Below are 19,667 nucleotides of genomic sequence, written 5' to 3'. Positions count from 1 at the left end.
CTAGGCCGCCCGCGGGGTCTTGCGCGGTCCGGCCTTCAAAGTCGCGAGCGCGCTTGCACGTTCACGTTCGACGCGACCGGAAGGCATCGACAGATAGAAGATGCGCTTCTGCTCGGCGCGGCCGCGCGACACCGAATCGAGGATCACCCCGGTCACCGCCGCCAGCATCGACAGCAGCAGCAGGCCGACCGACAGAACCCAGGTCGGCATGCGCGGCACAAGCCCGGTTTCGGCGAACTCGATCAGCACCGGCGCCATCAGAAACAGGCTTGATGCCAGGAAGAACACCGAAAAAGCGCCGAAGAAACGCAGCGGCTGCGTCTCCTTCATCAGCATGGCGAACATCCACAGGATCTTCGCGCCGTCGCGAAAGGTCGACAGCTTCGACGAGGAGCCTTCCGGCCGGCGGCCATAGTCGAGCCCGATCTCGCTGACCGGCAATTTGAGCTGCGAGGCGTGCACCGACATTTCGGTCTCGATCTCGAAACCGCCGGAAACGGCGGGAAAACTCTTGACGAAGCGCCTGGTGAAGGCGCGGTAACCCGAGAAGATATCGGTAAAGTCCGAGCCGAACAAACGTTTGTAGAGGCTGTTGAAGATGCGGTTGCCGAAGGCGTGGCCTGTCCTGCCGGCGTCGTCGGCGACGCCGCGCCTGGTGCCCACCACCATGTCGGAGCGCTCGGTCAGCAGCGTGTTGATCAGTTGCGGCGCGTCCTCCGGCGCATAGGTGCCGTCGCCGTCGGCCATCAGGTAGATGTCGGCCTCGATGTCGGCGAACATGCGGCGCACGACATTGCCTTTGCCCTGGCGCGGCTCGCGCACCACGATGGCGCCGGCGGCGCGGGCTCGGAGCGCGGTCAGGTCGCGCGAATTGTTGTCGTAGACATAGATCGCGGCGGCAGGCAGCGTTTCGCGAAAGCGCCGCACCACTTCGCCGATCGTCAGCTCCTCATTGTAGCAAGGCAGGAGCACGGCGATGCTCGGCTCATGGCGCACTTCTTGTGGCATTTTCGTCTCCGGATGCCCTGTGAGGCCCCTGACCGCTCAAACGCCGGCCTCGCTCGGGCGGCTTTACTATTTATTGAAGCTGTTAAGGCTAGGTTTAAACCGCCCCGTATTCCTTCCAAAGGTCCCGATATGAGCACAGCCGACGATGGCGCCTCCATTTGGAGGTCCGATATCGCGCTGGCGCTGCTTGCCACGGTGCTGGCGCTTGCCGTCAATGCCTTTGCCGGCTTCCCGGCACTGACCAATGCCGGCGGCGACAACGACAATCTGCTGCGCCTCGTCGAAGTTCGCGACATGCTGGCCGGCCAAAGGTGGTTCGATCTCCACCAGTACAGGATGGGCCTGGAAGGCGGTTTCGTCATGCATTGGTCGCGGCTGGTCGATGCGCCGATCGCCGCTATCATCACGGCCGTATCGGCCCTGACCGGCAGCGCGGCCTTTGCCGAGAATGTTGCGCAAGTGCTGTGGCCGGCGCTGCTCTTCTGCCTGACCGTATTTTTCACGGCTCGCGCCGCGCGCAGCTTTGCCGGTGACAGCGCCGTGCTGCCCGCTGTCGTGATCGGCGCTGCCGCACTGTATTTCCTCGGCATTTTTTCGCCTGGCGCGCTCGATCACCACAATGTCCAGCTGATGCTGAGCATGGCCAGCCTGAGCCTGTTGCTTGAAGCGCCAACGCGTAGGCCGGCGGCATTGCTCTCCGGCCTGTGCGCCGGATTGATGCTGGCCGTCGGCATGGAGACCGCGCCTTATGTGGCCACCATCGGCGCCTCTGTTGCCATGCTGTTCGCCCTCGGCGCCAATGGCGAGAGGCTGATCGCCAGGGATTTCGGCCTCGGCTTTGCCGGCGCGTCCGCTCTCGTCTTTGTCGCCACCATTGCGCCGTCTGCCTGGGGTCAGGCGCAATGCGACGCCTTCTCGACCGTGCAGTTCGTCGTCGCGGCGATTGCCGGAACCGGCCTTGCGGCGATAGCGTCGGTCGAGCCCGCCGGCCGCACGCGCCAATGGCGGTTCGCCTTGCTTGGCCTGCTTGCTCTTGTATTGGGCTCTGTCGTCGTCTTTTTGTCCCCGCAATGCCTGGCAGCGCCCTATGCCAACCTCGATCCGCGCCTCAAGGAGCTATGGCTTGATCACATCGACGAGGCGCAATCGCTGTTCAAGCTGCTCGCTGAAGATCCGGCCGGGGTGGTGGCGCGCTATGCCACGCCGCTCATCGCGCTCGTGCTGATGGCGCTTCGCCTTGGCCGTGGCGGCTGGCGGCGGCAGGACAGCCTTGTCGGCGCGCTACTTGCCGTGGCCTTCATCGTCAGCGTCTGGCAGGTGCGCGGTTCGACATTCTCGATCGCCTTCGCTGTCATCCCGCTTGCCGCCTGGATTGCCAAATGGCGTCAACGGGCCGAGGCCAGCCCGTCGCGTGGCGTGGCGCTGCGCATGGCCGCCGTCTGGCTGGTTTCGGTGAATGCCGTCTGGACTGGGGCTGCCGCGGCAACCTCGGTCGCCTTCGAGGACAGCAATACCGCCGCCGATAATGGCGACGGCGCCGATGTCGCTTGCCAGCGCATGGCCTCCTTTGCGGCGCTTGGCCGCCTGCCAGGCACCACCGTACTGGCAATTTCCAATCTCGGATCGCCTATCCTGGCCTATTCCGGACATCACGTCTTCGCCGGGCCCTACCATCGCAACGTCGCCGGCAACCTGCTGGCGCTCGATGCCTTCCTTGGGTCCGATGCCGATGCCAGGACGGTCGTGGCGGATCATCAAGTCGGCCTCGTCGCGCTGTGCCCCGGCAGCGCCGAAAGCAAGCTCCTCGCAGCCAAGGCGCCGGCAGGCTTTCTTGCCGGGCTGATGCGCGGCAGCGTGCCGGAATGGCTTGAGCCGGTTGCCGGGACCAGCGGAGCCGCCGTCGAATTGTACCGCGTCCGGCCGGACAGCTGATCGATCGGCGGCCATGCGGCCTTTTGTCGGACATAAGTCCCGACAATCCACGCTTTCGCCCTTGCCCGCCCGACATGGCTGGATAGGATGCGCGCCGGCCAGACCGCGATCATTGGACCGGGAGAGAATTCATGATGCCATCGGCGCGCTTTGCCGATCTCGAAGGCGCTTCGGTGCTGATCACCGGCGGCGGCTCCGGCATTGGCGCTGCCTTGACAGAAGGCTTTGTCCGCCAGGGGGCAAACGTCGCCTTCATCGATATTGCCGACCGTCCGAGCCTGGCGCTGGCCGATCGGTTAGAGAAGGAGCTGGGCCGGCGGCCGCTCTATCTCAAGACCGACATACGCGACATCGAGGCGTTGCGGCTGTCGGCGGGCAAAGCTGCAGAGGCGCATGGCGACGTGACCGTGCTGGTCAACAATGCCGCGCAGGATGACCGTCATGCCGTGGAAGACGTCACGGTGGAGTTCTGGGACAACAATCATGCCATCAACCTGCGCCCGCATTTCTTCAGCGCACAGGCGGTGGCGCCGGGCATGAAGCGGGCCGGCGGCGGATCGATCATCAACTTCACCTCAACCTCGTTTCTCATCAACCATCCCGATATGCCGGCCTATACCGCCGCCAAGGCCGGCATCGTCGGCCTCACCAAGGGTCTTGCCGGCAAGCTCGGCATCGACGGCATCCGCGTCAACGCGATCGCGCCCGGCTGGGTGATCACCGAGCGGCAGAGAAAGCTCTGGGTCACCGAAGAAGCGCTCGCCGCTCATGTCGCCAAACAGTGCATCAAAGAGGTGATGCAGCCGGAAGACATTGTCGGCACTGTGCTGTTCCTGGCGTCGGATGCCTCACGCATGCTGACCGCGCAGATGCTGATCGTCGATGGGGGGTTCCTGTGATCTCATCGAGCAAGGCAGCTTCCGTCGCGGCCGTCGACTGGGGCACCACCCGTATGAGGGTCTGGCTGCTCGACGGCGCCGGCAAGGTTCTCGCCGAGCGGCGCGGCGATGACGGGCTGATCACCGCCCAGGCTAAAGGATTTTCGTCCATTCTCGAAGGGCATCTGGCTGCCCTGGGCGCAGCCGAGGCGCTGCCGGTCATCATTTGCGGCATGGCCGGTTCGCGCCAGGGCTGGCTGGAGGCGCCCTATGTCAGCGTGCCGGCGCCGATCGGCGCTATTCTCGCCGGCGCTGCCCGCATCCCCGGCCAGCGCCGCGACATCCGCATCGTGCCCGGCCTTGCCCAGCGTCTGGCCGACGCCCCGGACGTCATGCGCGGCGAGGAAACGCAGCTCGCCGGCGCCGGTTTGCCGGCAAAGGGGCGCCACCTCGTCTGCATGCCCGGCACGCATTCGAAATGGGTGCTGGTCGAGGACGGTGCCGTTGCCGGTTTCGGCACCTGGCCGACCGGCGAGCTGTTTTCGGTGCTGGCCGCGCACTCGATCCTGCGCCATTCGCTGGGCGAGCCGCCGAAGCCGGTTGCCGCCGAAAATCCATTTTTCCGGGAGTGGTGCCTGAAGGCGTTGGCCGAAGGCGGTGACATCGGTTCAAGACTGTTCTCGATCCGCGCCGCCAGCCTGCTGCAGGATCTGAAGCCCGAGGATGCCGCCGCGTGCCTGTCCGGCCTGCTGATCGGCGGCGAGATCGCTTCGGCAAATCGCCGTTATGGGGCGAGTGCCGTGCCCGTCGTGCTGATCGCGTCGGGCGCACTTGGCACGCTCTATGCCGACGCGCTCGGCCTTGCCGGGCTCGCGGTCAGGGTGGTCGACGCTGACGAGGCGGTGCGTGCCGGTCTTGCCGAAGCCGCGCGCGAAAATGGCATGATCGCCGGAAATGGAGTTGCCGCATGACAGAGACCGCACCTTTTCCAAAGCTCGAGCGGGGTCTGGTCGCCATCCTGCGTGGCCTCAAGCCAAGCGAGGCGGTGGCGATCGGCCAGGCGATCTTCGGCGCCGGTATCGAAGCGATCGAGGTGCCGCTCAACTCGCCCGATCCTTACGCCTCCATCGCCAGCATTGTCGGAGCGCTTCCTCCAACAGCCTTGGTCGGTGCCGGCACGGTGCTCAGCGCCGCCGATGTCGACGGCCTGCACAAGGCCGGCGGGCGGCTGCTGGTCAGCCCCAATATCGATGCCGAGGTCATGGGCCGTGCCATGCACTACGGCATGGTGACGATGCCCGGCGTGTTCACGCCGACCGAGGCATTTCAAGCAATCCGGCTCGGCGCCTCGGCACTGAAATTCTTCCCGGCGAGCGTGCTTGGCGCGGCAGGCATTTCGGCGATGCGCGCGGTGCTGCCGGCCAGTGTGCTGGTCGGCGCGGTCGGCGGCGTTTCGGATAAGGATTTTGCCGGCTACAAGGCAGCCGGCGTCAGCGTCTTCGGTCTTGGCTCCAGCCTGTTCAAGCCGGGCATGAGCGTCGACGAAGTGGCAGCGCGAGCGAAAGCCGCAGTTCAGGCCTGGGACGCGGCGTTTGGAGTGGCATGATGAGCGAGACCATTGTTTCGGTTTTTTCCGACCATGTCTGCCAACTCGGGGAGGGACCAAGCTATGACCCTGCCACCGACACGCTCTACTGGTTCGACATCGTCAATGGCCAGCTCCTGGAAAAGCTCCTGTCCGGCGGTGCGGTCAAGGTCCACGAGCTCGGCCAGATGGCCAGCGCCGTCGCCATCGTCGACGACCGGCGCCAGTTGATCGCCACCGAGACCGGCCTGCATGTCCGCGACGTCGCGACCGGCAAGCTGACGTTGCATACGCCGATCGAGGCCGACAATGCGGTCACCCGCTCGAACGATTCACGCGTTCACCCTTGCGGCGCGCTGTGGGTCGGCACAATGGGCAAGGGCGAGGAGAAGGGTGCCGGTTCGATCTACTGGTTCTTCAAGGGCGAGCTGCGCCGGCTTTATGCCGACATTACTGTGCCCAACTCGATCTGCTTTTCCGAGGATGGGACCATTGCCTATTACACCGACACCAGCACCGGCCTGTTGATGCGCGTCGGCTGCGATCCGGCGACCGGACTGCCGGTTGGCGAACCGAAGGTCTTCGTCGACCACCGTTCGGCCAAGGGCTATATCGATGGTTCGGTGCTCGACCGTGACGGCATATTGTGGAACGCCTGCTGGGGCGGCAGCGTCGTCGAAGCCTATGGACCCGACGGCAAACTCGTCCGTTCGGTGGCGATGCCGGCGACGCAGCCTTCCTGTCCGGCTTTCGTCGGCAGGAATGCCGACCGGCTGGCGGTCACCTCCGCCTGGTCGGGCAAGAGCGAGAAGCAGCGCCTGCTCGACCCGCAAGCCGGCATGACATTCATGCTCGACATTCCAGTCAATGGTCGCTTCGAGCCGCGTGTGCTGATTGGCTGACCATGATCCCGAAAAGTGGGAACCGGTTTTCGGAAAAGATCATGGTCAAACAGGAAGATGGCGCCGTTGCTGTCGTGCAGGCATTCGGCTGACGTCGGTTCCGCGAAAGCCGAATGCATTCGCCGTGCGATGCTAGAACGGTTCATCGTTTCGCGGGAACGCTGAACCGCTCTATCTCTTTGTTTTGACGCAATTCCGGACGGAAAACCGTTTCACACTTTTCCTGGAATTGCTCTAGCAATCGTGCTGCCCGGGAAATCGTTCGATCATGTCAAGCCGCAAGCCGAAGCTGATCCTTGTCTACGAGCCGGAAAAGGCCTGCTTCGATCGGCTGGTTGCCGATAACCACGTGCCGAAGCGTGCCGCCGAAATTGCCTCCTATCTGGCGCAATCGACCGACTTCGCTGCTGAATTCGACGCACTTGCCGCCGCTTGCCAAAAGCGCGGCCTGTCATTCGCACCGCTGGCGCTCGACGATGCCGCAAGCGTTCTCGGCGGCGAGGACCCGAAGACCACGCTTGTCTGGACGCTGACCGACGGCATTGCCTATTTCCGTGGCGGCGCCGCACCAGCTCTGGCACGGCTGAATGGCCTGAAGGCGATCGGCGCCGACGATGCGTCGTTCGCGCTCTGTCAGGACAAGTTCCGGTCCGGCGCCGTGCTCGGCGCGCTTGGCCTGCCGGTGCCGCGGGCTGGCCTTGCCCGTGACGGCGCCTGGCTGGTCGCGCCACCGGCCTCGCCCGCCGGCTGGTTCGTCAAGCCGAACCGGCTCGGCGCCAAGATCGGCATCTGGCCGGATTCGCACTGCCACGATCTCGGCCACGCGCTGGAGCTTAGCCGGCGCGTCTTCGCCGCCTATCGCGACGATGTCATCGTCCAGCCCTATGTCGCCGGCCGCAACGCGCGCGCCAGTTTTCTCGGATTGAGGCCGGATACCGGCGTCGAGGCGCTGGGCATCGCCTTTGTCGATTCGGGCGGCGACTTCCAGACAATGCAGGACAGCCTGGCGCTTTACGGCGATGCCGGCGCAGCGGCGAAAGCTGCGGGAAAATATACCGAGCCGGTGCTGCTGCCGGTCGCCGGCAGCCAGCCTGAAGCCGATGCAAGAATCCGTCGCATCGCCGAACGCCTGATGGTCGGGCTTGGCCTGCGGGATGTGTTTTCCATCGATTTCCGGGTCGAAGCCGACGACAGCATCCACCTCATCGAGTTCGAGGTCTGCCCCGGCCTGCCCTGCTTCGATTTCCGCGATTACTGTCGCCAGCAATGGGGCTTGAGCCTCGCCGATGCGATGGCGGAGGCAGCGGCGAACCGGCTTCTCGCCTAAATCCCCTCGACCAGCACGATTTCGCCCTCGGCCACCTTCTGGCGGATCGCGACGGCGCGCTGGTATTCGGGCGAGTGGTAGCAGTCATGCGCCGCCGCAAGCGACGGAAACTCGATGATCACGTTGCGGTCGCGGCCCGGCCCCTCGGCCTTCTCATGCGCGCCGCCGCGCGCCAGGAACTTGGCGCCGAAGCGGTCGAAGGCCGGTTTGGCAGCTGCGACATAGTCCTTGTAGCCTTCCGCATCGCGCACGTCGACGCGAGCGATCCAGTATCCCTTGGGCATGGCTTTTCTCCGGGTTAATTCCTGGCGTCAGGCCGAGCGCATTTCATCGAGGATCGCTTCCGCCGCCGCCCGCCTGTCGGCCGCGCCGACGATCGGCCGGCCGACGACGAGATGGCTGGAGCCGTTGCGGATCGCCTGCGCCGGCGTCACCACCCGCTTCTGGTCGCCATGGTCGCTGCCCTTCGGCCGGATTCCCGGCGTCACGACCGCCAGGTCGGGGCCGACGATGCGGCGCACCGCCTCAGCTTCCTCGGCCGAGCAGACGATGCCGCCCATGCCGGCATGCAGCGCCTGCTCGGAGCGCCTCAGCACCAGTGTATGCGGATCATACTCATAGCCGGCGTCGATCACGTCCTGCTCGTCCATCGAGGTCAGCACGGTGACCCCGAGCAGGCAAAGGTCGCTGCCCCTCGCGGCCTCGACCGCCGCCTTCATCGTCTTCGGATAGGCATGGATGGTCAGCATGCTCATGCCCATCCTGGCGATGTTGTCGACCCCCTTGGCAACGGTGTTATCGATGTCGAGGAGCTTCATGTCGAGAAAGATCCTAGTGCCGCCGCTGGCCAGCTCGCGGGCGAAATCGAGCCCGCCGGCAAAGGCGAGCTGGTAACCGATCTTGTAGAAGGAGACGATCCCGTCGAGCTCGCGCACCGCTTTCTCGGCTTCCTTCAGCGTCGGCAGGTCGAGGCCGACGATCAGCCGTTCCTGCATCGTGTCGGCATGCGCGGCGTCCGGGATCATGCCTCGATCCGCGTCGACAGCATGCGCGAGGTTTCGATCAGCGTTCGGCATAGGTGCTCCATCGATTGGCGTAGTCTTTCGTCCCGGAAGTTGCCCTCGTCGTCGAAGGCGTAGCCGCCCTCCGGCACCGAACACTCCGGTGTCACCACCTCCATCCGGCAGCGTACCAGAACGGCGCGCAGATGGTTGATGCAGCGTATCCCGCCGAAGGGTCCGTTGGAAGACGAGCAGAGGCCGGCGACCTTGCCGGCAAGCGGCCTGAACGTCCGGCCGCCATCCTTGCGCAGCTGGCTCACCCAATCGATGCTGTTCTTGAGCAGCGGTGGAATGGAGCCGTTATATTCGGGCGTCGCGATCAGCAGCCCGTCATGGGCGGCGATCATCCGGCCGAGCTTGACGGCGTTTTCGGGAATGCCTTCGTCCTTTTCCAAATCCTGGTCGAGGATCGGCAGCGGATAGTCGGCGAGCGAGATGCGGGTCACCTCGGCGCCCTGCATGGCAAGTTCCTTCTGTGCCACGTCGGCGGTCCTGCCGCTATAGGCGCCGCTGCGCAACGAACCGGCGACGACGAGAATTTTCGGGATCACAGCCATGGGTCTGCCTTGTCACCCGATGGGTATAAGACAAGTGCTATTCAAACCCAACGCTTCAATTCATGCGGCCCCGCGTCGGTAGATCCAAAGCTGCGTCGGCGGAATGTTGCGGATGACGAAATGGAAATGCTCGACCGTATAGTCGCCGCGGCCCGGCGGGATCGGCGACAGCGGCCCGTAAGTCAGCTGCACGATCGGCCGGCCCGCCGGGATACGGTCGAGCAGGCTCTCGACATAGGCGATGCGCTGGGCGACAGGGAAATTGAGCAGCGGCACGCCCGATATCACAGAATCGAAGATCAGGTCGCGCTTGTCGCCAAGCGTCGCGTCGAGATTGAAGGCGTCGCCCTCGATGACGTTGACGCCTGGATAAAGCTGGCGCAGATGGCGCACGAAATCAGTGGAATATTCGACCGCGTAGAGGTTCTCAGGCTTTATGCCCTGGGCGAGGATGGCGCGTGTGATGACGCCTGTACCGGGCCCGACCTCGAGCACCGGCAGGCCGGATGTCGGATCGACGATCGAGGCCATCTTGCCTGCGGTGATGGAACTGGTCGGGACGATCGAACCGACCGCCTTCGGCTTGTCGATCCAGCCCTTGAAGAACTTCAGCTCGTCGTCGAACTTTTCCGCCAGCGTCTTTCGCAGTCCGGGACTACGCGTCATCGAAAGTCCTCCTCAACGCTCCCTCGCATGCTACTTAACAGTTACGAGGTGCAAGACAAGTCGAATCCCCGGATAAGGTGTTGATGACGCTCGGGAAGCGTTTTCCAGGGATCAGCTTCAGTGCTCGCCGAACGTTTCGAAAAAGTCTTTCATGCGGGCGAAAAATCCGCTCGACTGAGGCGAATTGTCCTTTGAGGAAAGCTGCTCGAATTCCTCCAGCAATTCGCGCTGACGGCGCGAAAGGTTCTGCGGCGTCTCAACCACGGTCTGGATGTAGAGGTCGCCGATATTGGGCTGGCGCAGCACCGGCATGCCCTTGCCCTTGAGGCGGAACTGGCGACCGTTCTGGGTGCCTTCCGGCACCTTCACCTTCGTCTGGGTACCGTCCAGTGTCGTCACCTCGAACGAGCCGCCAAGCGCTGCCGTCGTCATCGAGATCGGCACCTTGCAATAAAGATCGGCCCCGTCGCGCTGGAAGAATTCGTGCGGCTTGACCGCGAGGAAGATGTAGAGATCGCCCGACGGGCCGCCGCGCAGGCCGGCCTCGCCCTCATTGGCCAGCCGGATGCGGGTGCCATCCTCGATGCCGGCAGGGATGTTTACCGACAGCGAGCGCTCCTCGGTGACACGGCCCTGGCCGGCGCATTTCGGGCACGGATCCTTGATGGTCTGGCCGCGCCCCTGGCATTGCGGGCAGGTGCGCTCGATCGAGAAGAAGCCTTGCGTGGCGCGCACCTTGCCGTGGCCGTTGCACATCGAGCAGGTGACGGGCTGGGTGCCAGGCTTGGCGCCGCTGCCCGAGCATTCCGAGCAGGTGATCGAGGCTGGCACCCGAATCTGCGCGGTCTTGCCGGAAAATGCCTCTTCCAGCGTAATTTCCATATTGTAGCGCAGGTCGGCGCCGCGCTCGCGGCCGCCGGACGAGCGGCGCTGGCGCCCGCCCATCATGTCGCCGAAAATGTCTTCGAAAATGTCGGCGAAACCGCCGGCGCCAAAGCCTTGCGCCCCGCCATTCATACCGCCGTGCTCGAAGGCGGCGTGGCCGAAGCGATCATAGGCGGCGCGCTTCTGCGGGTCCTTCAGTGTCTCATAGGCTTCGTTGATTTCCTTGAACTTGTGCTCGCAGGCATGGTCGCCTGGGTTGCGGTCGGGATGGAACTGCATGGCGAGCTTGCGAAAAGCGCTCTTGAGCTCCTTCTCGTCGGCGCCCTTTTGCACGCCTAGCGTTTCGTAAAAATCAGCTTTCATGTTTTCCCGCAGTCCGGATAGTCAACGTCTTGAAGCATCGTTGCGTCGTTTGCCGGCACGCTGTTCCGATTTAGGTGTGATGGAGCCGCGATGCCAGTGTCTACGAGGCTTTGTCCGCATTTTTTCGGGCAGCTCAGCGTTTTTCCGGCAAAGGGTTGCAAAAAAGCCCGGCTGTGCGCCGGGCTTTTTCCCTTACCTGTACCGTCAGGCGGTTCAGGCCGACTTCTTCTTCTCGTCGTCTTCGTCGATTTCCTCGAAGTCGGCATCGACGACGTCACTGTCCTTGGCGGCATCAGCCTTGGCGTCGGCCTCGGCGGCTTCCTTCTGCGAAGCCTCGTACATGGCCTGGCCGAGCTTCATCGAGACTTCGGCGAGCGTCTGCGTCTTGGCCTCGATCTCGGTCACATCGTCGCCTTCGGCAGCGGTCTTCAGCGCCGCGATCGCATCGGCAATCGCCGTGCGGTCGGCCTCGGAAACCTTCTCGCCGTATTCCTTCAGAGATTTCTCCGAGGAATGCACCAGCGCCTCGGCCTGGTTGCGGGCCTCGACCAGCGCGCGCCGCTTCTTGTCGGCTTCGGCATTGGCCTCGGCGTCCTTGACCATCTTCTCGATGTCGGCGTCCGAAAGGCCGCCGGACGCCTGGATGCGGATCTGGTGCTCCTTGCCGGTGCCCTTGTCCTTGGCCGAGACGTTGACGATGCCGTTGGCGTCGATGTCGAAGGTGACCTCGATCTGCGGCACGCCGCGCGGCGCAGGCGGGATGCCGACCAGATCGAACTGGCCGAGCGCCTTGTTGTCGGCGGCCATTTCACGCTCGCCCTGGAAGACGCGGATGGTCACCGCCGACTGCGAATCCTCGGCCGTGGAGAACACCTGGCTCTTCTTTGTCGGAATCGTCGTGTTGCGTTCGATCAGCCGAGTGAACACGCCGCCCAGCGTCTCGATGCCGAGCGACAACGGCGTCACGTCGAGCAGCAGCACGTCCTTGACGTCGCCCTGCAGCACGCCGGCCTGGATAGCGGCGCCCAACGCGACGACTTCATCCGGGTTGACGCCCTTGTGCGGCTCCTTGCCGAAGAACTGCTTCACGATCTCCTGGATCTTGGGCATACGGGTCATGCCGCCGACCAGGACGACTTCGTCGATTTCGCCGGCCTTCAGGCCGGCATCCTTGAGCGCCGCCTTGCAAGGATCGATCGTGCGCTGGACGAGATCCTCGACCAGGCTCTCGAACTTCGCCCGCGTCAGCTTCAGCGTCAGGTGCTTGGGGCCGGTGGCATCGGCGGTGATGAAGGGCAGGTTGATCTCGGTCTGCGTGGTGGACGACAGCTCAATCTTGGCCTTTTCAGCCGCTTCCTTGAGGCGCTGAAGGGCGAGCTTGTCGTTCCGCAGGTCGATGCCCTGTTCCTTCTTGAACTCGGCTGCCAGATATTCGACCAGACGCATGTCGAAATCCTCGCCGCCGAGGAAGGTGTCGCCATTGGTCGACTTCACCTCGAACACGCCGTCGCCGATTTCGAGCACCGAAATATCGAACGTGCCGCCGCCAAGGTCATAGACGGCAATCGTCTTGCCTTCCTTCTTGTCCAGTCCATAGGCAAGCGCGGCCGCCGTCGGCTCGTTGATGATGCGCAGCACTTCGAGGCCGGCGATCTTGCCGGCATCCTTGGTCGCCTGGCGCTGGGCGTCGTTGAAATAGGCCGGAACGGTGATGACCGCCTTCTCGACCTTCTCGCCGAGATAGGCCTCCGCCGTTTCCTTCATCTTCTGCAGGATCATCGCCGAGATCTGGCTAGGCGACTGCTTCTTGCCGCCGGCCTCGACCCAGGCGTCGCCATTGTCGCCCTTGACGATCTTGTAGGGGACAAGCTTCTTGTCCTTCTCCGTCACCGGATCGTCGTAGCGGCGGCCGATCAGGCGCTTGACCGCGAAAATGGTGTTCTCAGGATTGGTAACCGCCTGGCGCTTTGCCGGCTGGCCGACGAGGCGCTCGCCGTCGCTGTTGATGGCGACGATGGAAGGGGTCGTGCGCGCGCCTTCCGCATTCTCGATGACCTTGGATTCCTTGCCGTCCATGATGGCGACACAGGAATTGGTTGTTCCCAGATCGATACCGATTACTTTTGCCATTTCTCTAATCTCTCCGCTAAGCAGGCTCTCAGGACCCGTACAGGCGTTCCGACGAAAGCCCCTGTTCACAAGAAATTCCGCTCCGGCAACCGGCATTCGGCGCTGGACGGCTTGGCGCGTATATAAGAACAGGCTGCGTGGCGCGCAAGCATTCTGCGCAAGGCGTTCACCTTTCATCGCGGTTGATCGGATTCGGGACCGGCAGGCCCGTATTTTCCGGCGGTGATCCAGCCGGCCCGGCCCCCGGCCCATGAACCTTTCCGCCTCGCCCCGCGACTGACGCTCAGGTGCCGCGTGGTGCGGCCCCGGAAAGGAAAGCCCCATGACCACAGATCCAGAGGCTCCATGGTCTCCGGGAACAGCAGGAACTCAGCGCGACCATCGCCTTCGGGACCGGGTCGATGCGCTGGGCTTTTCGCTGGTTCCGTTGACCCTGCGCGGACGCAGGCGTATCGTGACGTTGAGGAAAGCAGACAATTCGATCAGGGATGAACGTGCCGGAACGCCGCGCCTTGCCCTGATTTGCGCGCCGGGACCGGATGCTTCTCCCATGACCTGTGGGGGGAGATCCATGTCTTGCGACCACGGCGCGTTCGTGCGCTCTCGTGCCGGCCGTTTGCGCCGCGCCATCCAGGCTGCCAGCGGATTGTCGATCTTGGCGCTCGCCGCTGGGCTCTGGCTCGGTGGCTCGGCCCAGGCTCAGGAAACCCAGATCATCTATCCCGGCTCAATGGCAGTGACCGGATTCTCCGGCACCATCATTCCCAATTTCGAGGAAGGCCTGCCGCCGGGCGTCGATCCCGTCGACGAAACCTTCATCGACACGGCGCGCGCGACCTTGCGCATCTTCGACGTCTCAAGGCTGGGCGGGCCGGCGTCTGGCCAATTGGTCTTCACCCCGCCACCGTTCGAGGTCACGGCCGGGCAAATCGGCCAGGTGTTCGGCATCACCTACGACGACGGCGTGCGCGACGGCGTTCCATCGGCCATTCCAAACCTCTATGCCGGCGCCACGTCGCTGCACGGCATCCGCATAGTCACGCCAGACGGCGACGCCGACGGCCGGCCGGAGCGGCAGCGCCGCGGCACGGCTGACGCGGTCTTCATGGACGGCCAGTTCGGCACCGAAAACGGCGGCGGCTCCGGAACGATCTGGAAGATCGACGGCATCACCGGCGCCGTCTCGAAATTCGCCGATACCGACGCCAATAGCGGTCCCGGCATCGGCGACGTCACTTTCGACAATATCCACCGCCAGTTCTTCGCCAGCGATCTCGACACCGGCCTCATCCACCGCATCGACGCCAATGGCGCGCTGCTCGACACGTTCGACCACGGCATAGCCGGCCGCCCGGCGCACGGGCTTGCCGCCCTTGCCGACGACGGCTCGGTGATTGACATCCAGGGTGCTGCCTTCGACAGCGAGGACCCCGACAGCTGGGGCTACACGCAGGACGAGCGCCGCGTCTGGTCGGTCGCCTATCGTGGCGGCCGGCTCTATTATTCGGTCGGTGATAAGGCGGAGATCTGGTCGGTGGGCGTTGCCGGCGACGGCAGTTTCGCCGGCGACCCGCGCTGGGAACTGACGGTCAAGGCCGACAAGGATTACGCGGTCACCGACATCGCCTTCGACAACGAGGGCTTCATGTACCTGGCCCAGCGCGGCCCGGTGGAGAACCGCTACGACTACAGCCAGTTCGCCGATTCCGGCAAGGGTGAGGTCATCCGCTACTGGCGCGAAAATCCGGACGATCCGGCGACGGAATCGGCCTGGGTGGAAGTGCCGCAGGAATATGCGGTCGGCTTCCCGCAAGACAACCGACAGTCGGCCGGCGGCCTCGACCTGCAATATGGCTACGATGCCGAAGGCAATCTCGATACCGGCGTCTGCACCGACACGCTGGTCGATACCGGCGACAAGTTGCGCGACAACCCGGAGCTTGCCGAACAACTCGCAGCCGGCGGGCCGCTCGCCGTGCACGGCGTGCAAATCACGCCGACGGCACTGGTCAAGCCGGCCAACATGCCGCCTTTCGGCGCGTGGTTCGTCGACTTCGACAATTATTTCGAAGACCCGGAAGTCGAAGGCCATGTCGGCGACGTCGAGGTCTGGCGCCCCTGCGAAGGCCGTGCCGGCTATTACGAGCAGGTGCCGGGCGGCTATCTGCCACCGTTCTATCCGCCGGACTTTCCGCCCCCCGGCAATCTGCCTCCTTGCCTTGATGTCGAGGATGTCAGGTATTTCTGCACGCCCCCCGGCCTCGAGGCCGATCTCTATCTCCATGACCATGCCGGCTTTGGCGGCGATTCGATCAAGGCTCTGTCCAGGACGCCTGGCGTTGGGGTGACTTCACCTCTGTCGCATGCGCCCGGCGCGCCATACACGATCGGCATCACCGGCCATTACCCTGGCGATACGGTCGATGTCGGGCTCTGCTTCTACAGGCAGTCCGATAGCGACAAGGGTGGCTACTACCCTTGCTGCAAGATGACCTTGCGGCTCAGAACCCCAGCCGTCAGCTGCGAACCGTGAGGAGGGGAAGATGAGCAATCTCGCATTTTTCCCGCCTGCGACAAGCAGCCCATCAACCGGCAAACAATCATCCGTCATGGAGACCATCATGAAACCCCTGTCACTCGCCAGGCGCGGCGTGCGCTGGCTGATGGCGGCCGGTATCGCGGTCGCCATGCTGAGTCCGCTGCAAGGCTTCGCTGAAGACCTTGCTCCGGCCAAGACCAAGCCTGCCGATGCGGGCATCTACACTGCCGTTCCAGATCCCAGGCTCGATTTCGACAATCCTCGCACCGTCAATCCGGAGCCGGGCCGGATCGTGCCCTTCTTCACCAAGAAAGGCACCCAGAGAGGCTGCGACTATGTCGTATACTCGCTGAGCTTTGGCTTGCGCGGCAATCCGCAGGGTTTTGCCAGCCCGGACCTCGCCGCCATGCTGAAAAAGGTCAGGCTCGATTTCAGGGACCAGCTCCCGCACGGCCTGCGCATCGTCGGCGTGCATGTGACCGGCGACGGCACCGATGCGTCCGGCGGACCGCTGCCCGGCGCTGCGATCAGCAGTTCGGCTGGCCCGGACGATACCGCGACGGTGTCCGATTTCCGGATTTCCGCCAGCGATCTCGACGGCATCGGCGCTGCGAACCAGCGCGTCATCACGTTCCAGATCACCGCCAAGATCGACCATGCGGCGTTTCCGTCGCCGACGATCGTTCACAACCAGGGCGCGGTTAAGGTGAGCCGCGAACGCGGCGCCGGCATCGAAATCCCATCGCAGGATCCGGGCAAGCCGGACGACGGCAATTATCTCACGGGTGCAAAGACGTCGATCAAGATCGACGTCACCAGGTGCAACCCGCCGCCTCCACCTCCCGGCAAGGAATGCTTCAAGGTGGAGCGCGGCACGGTCGATTGCTTGCCCGGCGGCGGCGCCTTCATCTACCACATGCCGGTCGGCCCAGAGATGGCCGGCAAATGGGTGCAGCTTTCGACGACGACACCCGGCATCACCATCATTCCCGACACGCAATTGGTGCCGGCCGGCGGCGGTGTGCTCAATTGGAAGATCGTCGGCGCTTCACCCGGCGACGTCATCCACATCATCGTCACCGGTATCGAAACCTATGCCGGCCCGAGGGAGGGCTGGGGCCGGTGCTGTACGCAGACCATCGATATCGTCATCCCACGTGATCAGCGCTGCCCGCCGAAGGACAAGGAACCGGATCTGAAAGTCGAAAAGCGCGCCGACGTGCAACGTTGCACGATGGGCGGCGGCTGCGACTTCACCATCAGGGTCACCAATGTCGGCGATGCACCCTACCACGGCAAGATCGTGCTCGACGAAGTCACCCTGCCGGCCGGCTCCACCCTCGATTCAGGGCCGAACCCGCCTTGGGTCTGCGCGCCTGGAACCACCCCGATGATTTGCACTCATCTGGTGACCACGCTCAATCCGGGTGCCTCTGTCGACCTCAAGCTCGGCTTCAAGCCGGCCGCAGGCTGGCGAGGCAGCGTCTTGCGCAACTGCGCCACTTACAATTACGGCGCCAGCGGCAAGCCGCTTTTCGGCAGCCAGCAAAACGATCGCGGCTGTGCATCGATCCCGGTCTGCCGGCGTGGCGATCGTGACCGCGACTGCCGGCCGCCGGTGGAGAAGAAGGTCGACCTGATCCTGAAGAAGCGCGCCCGCACCGAATTCTGTTCGGCCGATGGCGTCTGCACCTTCGTGGTCGACATAATCAACAATGGCAGCGTCCCCTATAATGGGCCGCTGACGGTCGTCGATACCTATCCGGGCGGCGCGCCGGCATCCTCGACCTTCGGCCCGACGCCGCCATGGACATGCGGACCGAACGGCCCCGGCCAGTTCCGCTGCGACACCGCCGGCATCGTGCTGTTGCCTGGCGCCTCGACGCCGATCTTCGTCAGGGCGGTGATGCCGGCCAACTACCGGCCCGACAGTGTCGAGAACTGCGCCGAGGTGAAGGCTATTCCCGGTGAGAACGACATCACCAACAACAGGGCCTGCGCCAAGGAACGCATCCGTCATCCGAATGGCGGCCAGCCGGCCCTGCGCATCACCAAGGTATGCAATGCCTCGCTGGCCGGTGCTGCGGTCGTTTCCTGCCGCATTACCGTCATCAGCCTCGGCACCATTGCCCCGACCGGTCCGGTACGGGTCAACGATGCCGCGACGCTGATAGCCGGCGGAGCGCCGGTCCAGATCCAGACCGTCACCCCAGACGGCGCGGAATGGGCTTGCGGACCGCTTCCGGCCAACACACTGTCCTGCCAGATTCCTGGCGCTGTTATGACGCCTGGAACCAGCCGCCATTTCGACCTGACGGTTGCCGCGAACGGCGAATTCGAGAACTGCGCACGCGGCTCCTACGGCCCGGCTCCGGGAGACGACATCGTCTATCCGATCGGCCAGGCCTGCGCCAAGGGCGGCGGCGCCTCGACCATCCGCGTCGAGAAGACCGGTGATGCCGAGTGCAAGCCCGGCCAGCCCTGCTCGTTCGAGATCACCATCACGAACGATGGGGCGAGCGCCTTCTCTGGCCCGGTTCGCATCGGCGATGCCATCGGCGTCGAAGGCCTCGGCCGGCTGGAGGGCGTTGCGATCACCTCGATCGATCCGCCCTTCGGCTGCTCGCCGGAGCCGGCAACCTTGCCTGCCTCCTGCATTGCCAATTTGACGATCGGCTCGGGGGAAAGCCACGTTCACAACGTGACCGTGGTGCTTCCCGACGACGGTCGCCTGGCAAATCTGCAGGGCACGGTCAATGGTCAGAACTGCGTCGGCGTGCTGTCTCCGAACACGCCGGTGCAAGGCGGTGGCGACGTGTTGTCCCGCGGTGCGGCCGACGTGCAGGGTGATCGTGGCAAGGCCTATGCCTGCCATCCCTTCACCATCAGGAATGAGGTGAAGAAGGAATGCTCGCAAGGCTTCGTCATGAACGACGCCGGCAACTGCGTCTGCCCGCCCGGCACGACCTTCCGCAATGGCCAATGCTCGTCCGGGGGCGGCACGGTCATCGTGCCGAAGCCAAAACCTTGCGTTCTGCTCAAAGGCCAGATCCGCACCGAAGACGGACGCTGCGTCTGTCCGCGCGGAACCGAGCTGGAGAACGGCGCTTGCGTGGGGAAAGAGCCGAAGCCCGAGCAGTGCACCATCCGTGGCCAGATCCACGACGCTGCCGGCGATTGCGTCTGCCCGCGGGGCACCGAAGTCAGAGGCAATGCCTGCCGGCCAATCCAGCCAAGGCCCGAGCAGTGCACCATCCGTGGCCAGATCCACGACGCCGCTGGCGATTGCGTCTGCCCGCGGGGTACGGAAGTCAGGGGCAATGCCTGCCGGCCAATCCAGCCGAAGCCGGAGCAGTGCACCATTCGTGGTCAGATCCACAATGCCGCTGGCGATTGCGTCTGCCCGAGGGGCACGGAAGTGCAAGGCAATGCCTGCAGGCGCAAGAAGCCTGTTGTGGTGGAGTGCCCGATACCTGGTCAGATCCACAACAAGCGTGGCGTATGCGTCTGCCCGCGTGGGACAGAGCTGCGCGACGGCGCCTGCCGCAAACCACGGTTGGAATGCGCACCGGGCGCGCGGCCGATCAATGGCCGGTGCCAGCCGATCCGCAAACCGAACCTGCTGCTGAATCCAAAGGTTCTTCAGCAGGTCGTGCCAAGGAGGCGCAAGCCGCAGCTCGAGCAATAGGATCGCGAGGATCGCGCGCGGAACTTCAAACGGTGATGGTTCGCGTCACCCAAAACCCGCCGGAGCGATCCGGCGGGTTCTTTCTTTGGCAGCGCTGTATTTCGGCGGCTTGCATGAACCTTACGGCAGTCAGCAGCGACAAACTC

General features: G+C 64.2%; 15 protein-coding genes. 8 read left to right on the top strand and 7 right to left on the bottom strand.

Translation table 11 applies throughout. The features are described 5' to 3' along the window. The gene (locus tag NKJ73_RS25925; RefSeq protein WP_352571550.1) at positions 1–1,008 is read right to left on the bottom strand and encodes a glycosyltransferase; all 1,008 of its coding nucleotides are present in this window, start codon (positions 1,006–1,008) and stop codon (positions 1–3) included. A gap of 129 nt (positions 1,009–1,137) precedes the next feature. Between NKJ73_RS25925 and NKJ73_RS25920 the strand changes: the two genes are divergently transcribed. The 6 genes from NKJ73_RS25920 (at position 1,138) to NKJ73_RS25895 (ending at position 7,632) form a co-directional block, all read left to right on the top strand. Continuing rightward, complete coding sequence (locus NKJ73_RS25920) at positions 1,138–2,940, top strand: GtrA family protein (protein WP_352571549.1); 1,803 nt, start codon at positions 1,138–1,140, stop codon at positions 2,938–2,940. A 131-nt stretch (positions 2,941–3,071) separates the two neighbouring features. Next, positions 3,072–3,839 carry an SDR family NAD(P)-dependent oxidoreductase gene (locus NKJ73_RS25915; RefSeq protein WP_352571548.1) on the top strand — a complete coding sequence of 256 codons (768 nt, stop codon included), beginning with the start codon at positions 3,072–3,074 and terminating at the stop codon, positions 3,837–3,839. Then, on the top strand, positions 3,839–4,789 hold the full coding sequence (locus tag NKJ73_RS25910; protein WP_502905403.1) for a 2-dehydro-3-deoxygalactonokinase: 951 nt from the start codon (positions 3,839–3,841) through the stop codon (positions 4,787–4,789). Before NKJ73_RS25915 ends, NKJ73_RS25910 begins: the two co-directional genes overlap by 1 nt. Then, positions 4,786–5,424: a 2-dehydro-3-deoxy-6-phosphogalactonate aldolase gene (locus tag NKJ73_RS25905; protein WP_023679860.1), complete on the top strand. Its 639-nt coding sequence runs from the start codon at positions 4,786–4,788 to the stop codon at positions 5,422–5,424. Before NKJ73_RS25910 ends, NKJ73_RS25905 begins: the two co-directional genes overlap by 4 nt. After that, the gene (locus NKJ73_RS25900; protein WP_352571546.1) at positions 5,424–6,305 is read left to right on the top strand and encodes an SMP-30/gluconolactonase/LRE family protein; all 882 of its coding nucleotides are present in this window, start codon (positions 5,424–5,426) and stop codon (positions 6,303–6,305) included. Before NKJ73_RS25905 ends, NKJ73_RS25900 begins: the two co-directional genes overlap by 1 nt. Positions 6,306–6,573: 268 nt before the next feature. Continuing rightward, positions 6,574–7,632 carry a D-alanine--D-alanine ligase family protein gene (locus NKJ73_RS25895; RefSeq protein ID WP_352571545.1) on the top strand — a complete coding sequence of 353 codons (1,059 nt, stop codon included), beginning with the start codon at positions 6,574–6,576 and terminating at the stop codon, positions 7,630–7,632. Here the strand turns inward: NKJ73_RS25895 and NKJ73_RS25890 are convergent. From NKJ73_RS25890 to dnaK, 6 genes are all read right to left on the bottom strand, one after another. Next, positions 7,629–7,916, bottom strand: coding sequence for a DUF1330 domain-containing protein (locus NKJ73_RS25890; RefSeq protein WP_023679856.1), 288 nt, complete (start codon positions 7,914–7,916; stop codon positions 7,629–7,631). The genes NKJ73_RS25895 and NKJ73_RS25890 overlap by 4 nt on opposite strands. A 27-nt stretch (positions 7,917–7,943) precedes the next feature. Beyond that, the gene (pyrF, locus tag NKJ73_RS25885) at positions 7,944–8,657 is read right to left on the bottom strand and encodes an orotidine-5'-phosphate decarboxylase (protein ID WP_023679855.1); all 714 of its coding nucleotides are present in this window, start codon (positions 8,655–8,657) and stop codon (positions 7,944–7,946) included. Beyond that, the gene (locus tag NKJ73_RS25880; protein WP_352571544.1) at positions 8,654–9,250 is read right to left on the bottom strand and encodes an NADPH-dependent FMN reductase; all 597 of its coding nucleotides are present in this window, start codon (positions 9,248–9,250) and stop codon (positions 8,654–8,656) included. Before NKJ73_RS25880 ends, pyrF begins: the two co-directional genes overlap by 4 nt. 60 nt (positions 9,251–9,310) lie before the next feature. Then, positions 9,311–9,916: a phospholipid N-methyltransferase PmtA gene (gene pmtA / locus NKJ73_RS25875; protein WP_023679853.1), complete on the bottom strand. Its 606-nt coding sequence runs from the start codon at positions 9,914–9,916 to the stop codon at positions 9,311–9,313. 117 nt (positions 9,917–10,033) lie between these two features. Further along, entirely contained in the window at positions 10,034–11,164 is a 1,131-nt protein-coding gene (gene dnaJ, locus NKJ73_RS25870; protein ID WP_352571543.1) for a molecular chaperone DnaJ, read from the bottom strand. Between the two features lie 213 nt (positions 11,165–11,377). Beyond that, entirely contained in the window at positions 11,378–13,294 is a 1,917-nt protein-coding gene (gene dnaK / locus NKJ73_RS25865) for a molecular chaperone DnaK (protein WP_023679851.1), read from the bottom strand. A gap of 571 nt (positions 13,295–13,865) precedes the next feature. Between dnaK and NKJ73_RS25860 the strand changes: the two genes are divergently transcribed. Beyond that, positions 13,866–15,827 carry an NHL repeat-containing protein gene (locus NKJ73_RS25860; RefSeq protein ID WP_352571542.1) on the top strand — a complete coding sequence of 654 codons (1,962 nt, stop codon included), beginning with the start codon at positions 13,866–13,868 and terminating at the stop codon, positions 15,825–15,827. Between the two features lie 10 nt (positions 15,828–15,837). After that, complete coding sequence (locus NKJ73_RS25855) at positions 15,838–19,521, top strand: DUF7929 domain-containing protein (protein WP_352571541.1); 3,684 nt, start codon at positions 15,838–15,840, stop codon at positions 19,519–19,521. The last annotated feature ends 146 nt before the right edge of the window (positions 19,522–19,667 follow it).

The organism is Mesorhizobium sp. M0074, from assembly GCF_040322975.1.
GTDB lineage: Bacteria > Pseudomonadota > Alphaproteobacteria > Rhizobiales > Rhizobiaceae > Mesorhizobium.
The sequence above is the reverse complement of the archived record's forward strand: the minus strand, read 5'-3'. Positions and strand labels throughout refer to the sequence as shown.

What these genes read in the sequence shown, in the direction of transcription:
- NKJ73_RS25915 (WP_352571548.1), top strand. Translation starts at nt 3,072, where the DNA reads ATGATGCCATCGGCGCGCTTTGCCGATCTCGAAGGCGCTTCGGTGCTG.
- NKJ73_RS25905 (WP_023679860.1), top strand. Translation starts at nt 4,786, where the DNA reads ATGACAGAGACCGCACCTTTTCCAAAGCTCGAGCGGGGTCTGGTCGCC.
- NKJ73_RS25900 (WP_352571546.1), top strand. Translation starts at nt 5,424, where the DNA reads ATGAGCGAGACCATTGTTTCGGTTTTTTCCGACCATGTCTGCCAACTC.
- NKJ73_RS25895 (WP_352571545.1), top strand. Translation starts at nt 6,574, where the DNA reads ATGTCAAGCCGCAAGCCGAAGCTGATCCTTGTCTACGAGCCGGAAAAG.
- dnaK (WP_023679851.1), bottom strand. Translation starts at nt 13,294, where the DNA reads ATGGCAAAAGTAATCGGTATCGATCTGGGAACAACCAATTCCTGTGTC.
- pyrF (WP_023679855.1), bottom strand. Translation starts at nt 8,657, where the DNA reads ATGATCCCGGACGCCGCGCATGCCGACACGATGCAGGAACGGCTGATC.
- NKJ73_RS25860 (WP_352571542.1), top strand. Translation starts at nt 13,866, where the DNA reads ATGTCTTGCGACCACGGCGCGTTCGTGCGCTCTCGTGCCGGCCGTTTG.
- dnaJ (WP_352571543.1), bottom strand. Translation starts at nt 11,164, where the DNA reads ATGAAAGCTGATTTTTACGAAACGCTAGGCGTGCAAAAGGGCGCCGAC.
- NKJ73_RS25890 (WP_023679856.1), bottom strand. Translation starts at nt 7,916, where the DNA reads ATGCCCAAGGGATACTGGATCGCTCGCGTCGACGTGCGCGATGCGGAA.
- pmtA (WP_023679853.1), bottom strand. Translation starts at nt 9,916, where the DNA reads ATGACGCGTAGTCCCGGACTGCGAAAGACGCTGGCGGAAAAGTTCGAC.
- NKJ73_RS25855 (WP_352571541.1), top strand. Translation starts at nt 15,838, where the DNA reads ATGAGCAATCTCGCATTTTTCCCGCCTGCGACAAGCAGCCCATCAACC.
- NKJ73_RS25925 (WP_352571550.1), bottom strand. Translation starts at nt 1,008, where the DNA reads ATGCCACAAGAAGTGCGCCATGAGCCGAGCATCGCCGTGCTCCTGCCT.
- NKJ73_RS25920 (WP_352571549.1), top strand. Translation starts at nt 1,138, where the DNA reads ATGAGCACAGCCGACGATGGCGCCTCCATTTGGAGGTCCGATATCGCG.
- NKJ73_RS25880 (WP_352571544.1), bottom strand. Translation starts at nt 9,250, where the DNA reads ATGGCTGTGATCCCGAAAATTCTCGTCGTCGCCGGTTCGTTGCGCAGC.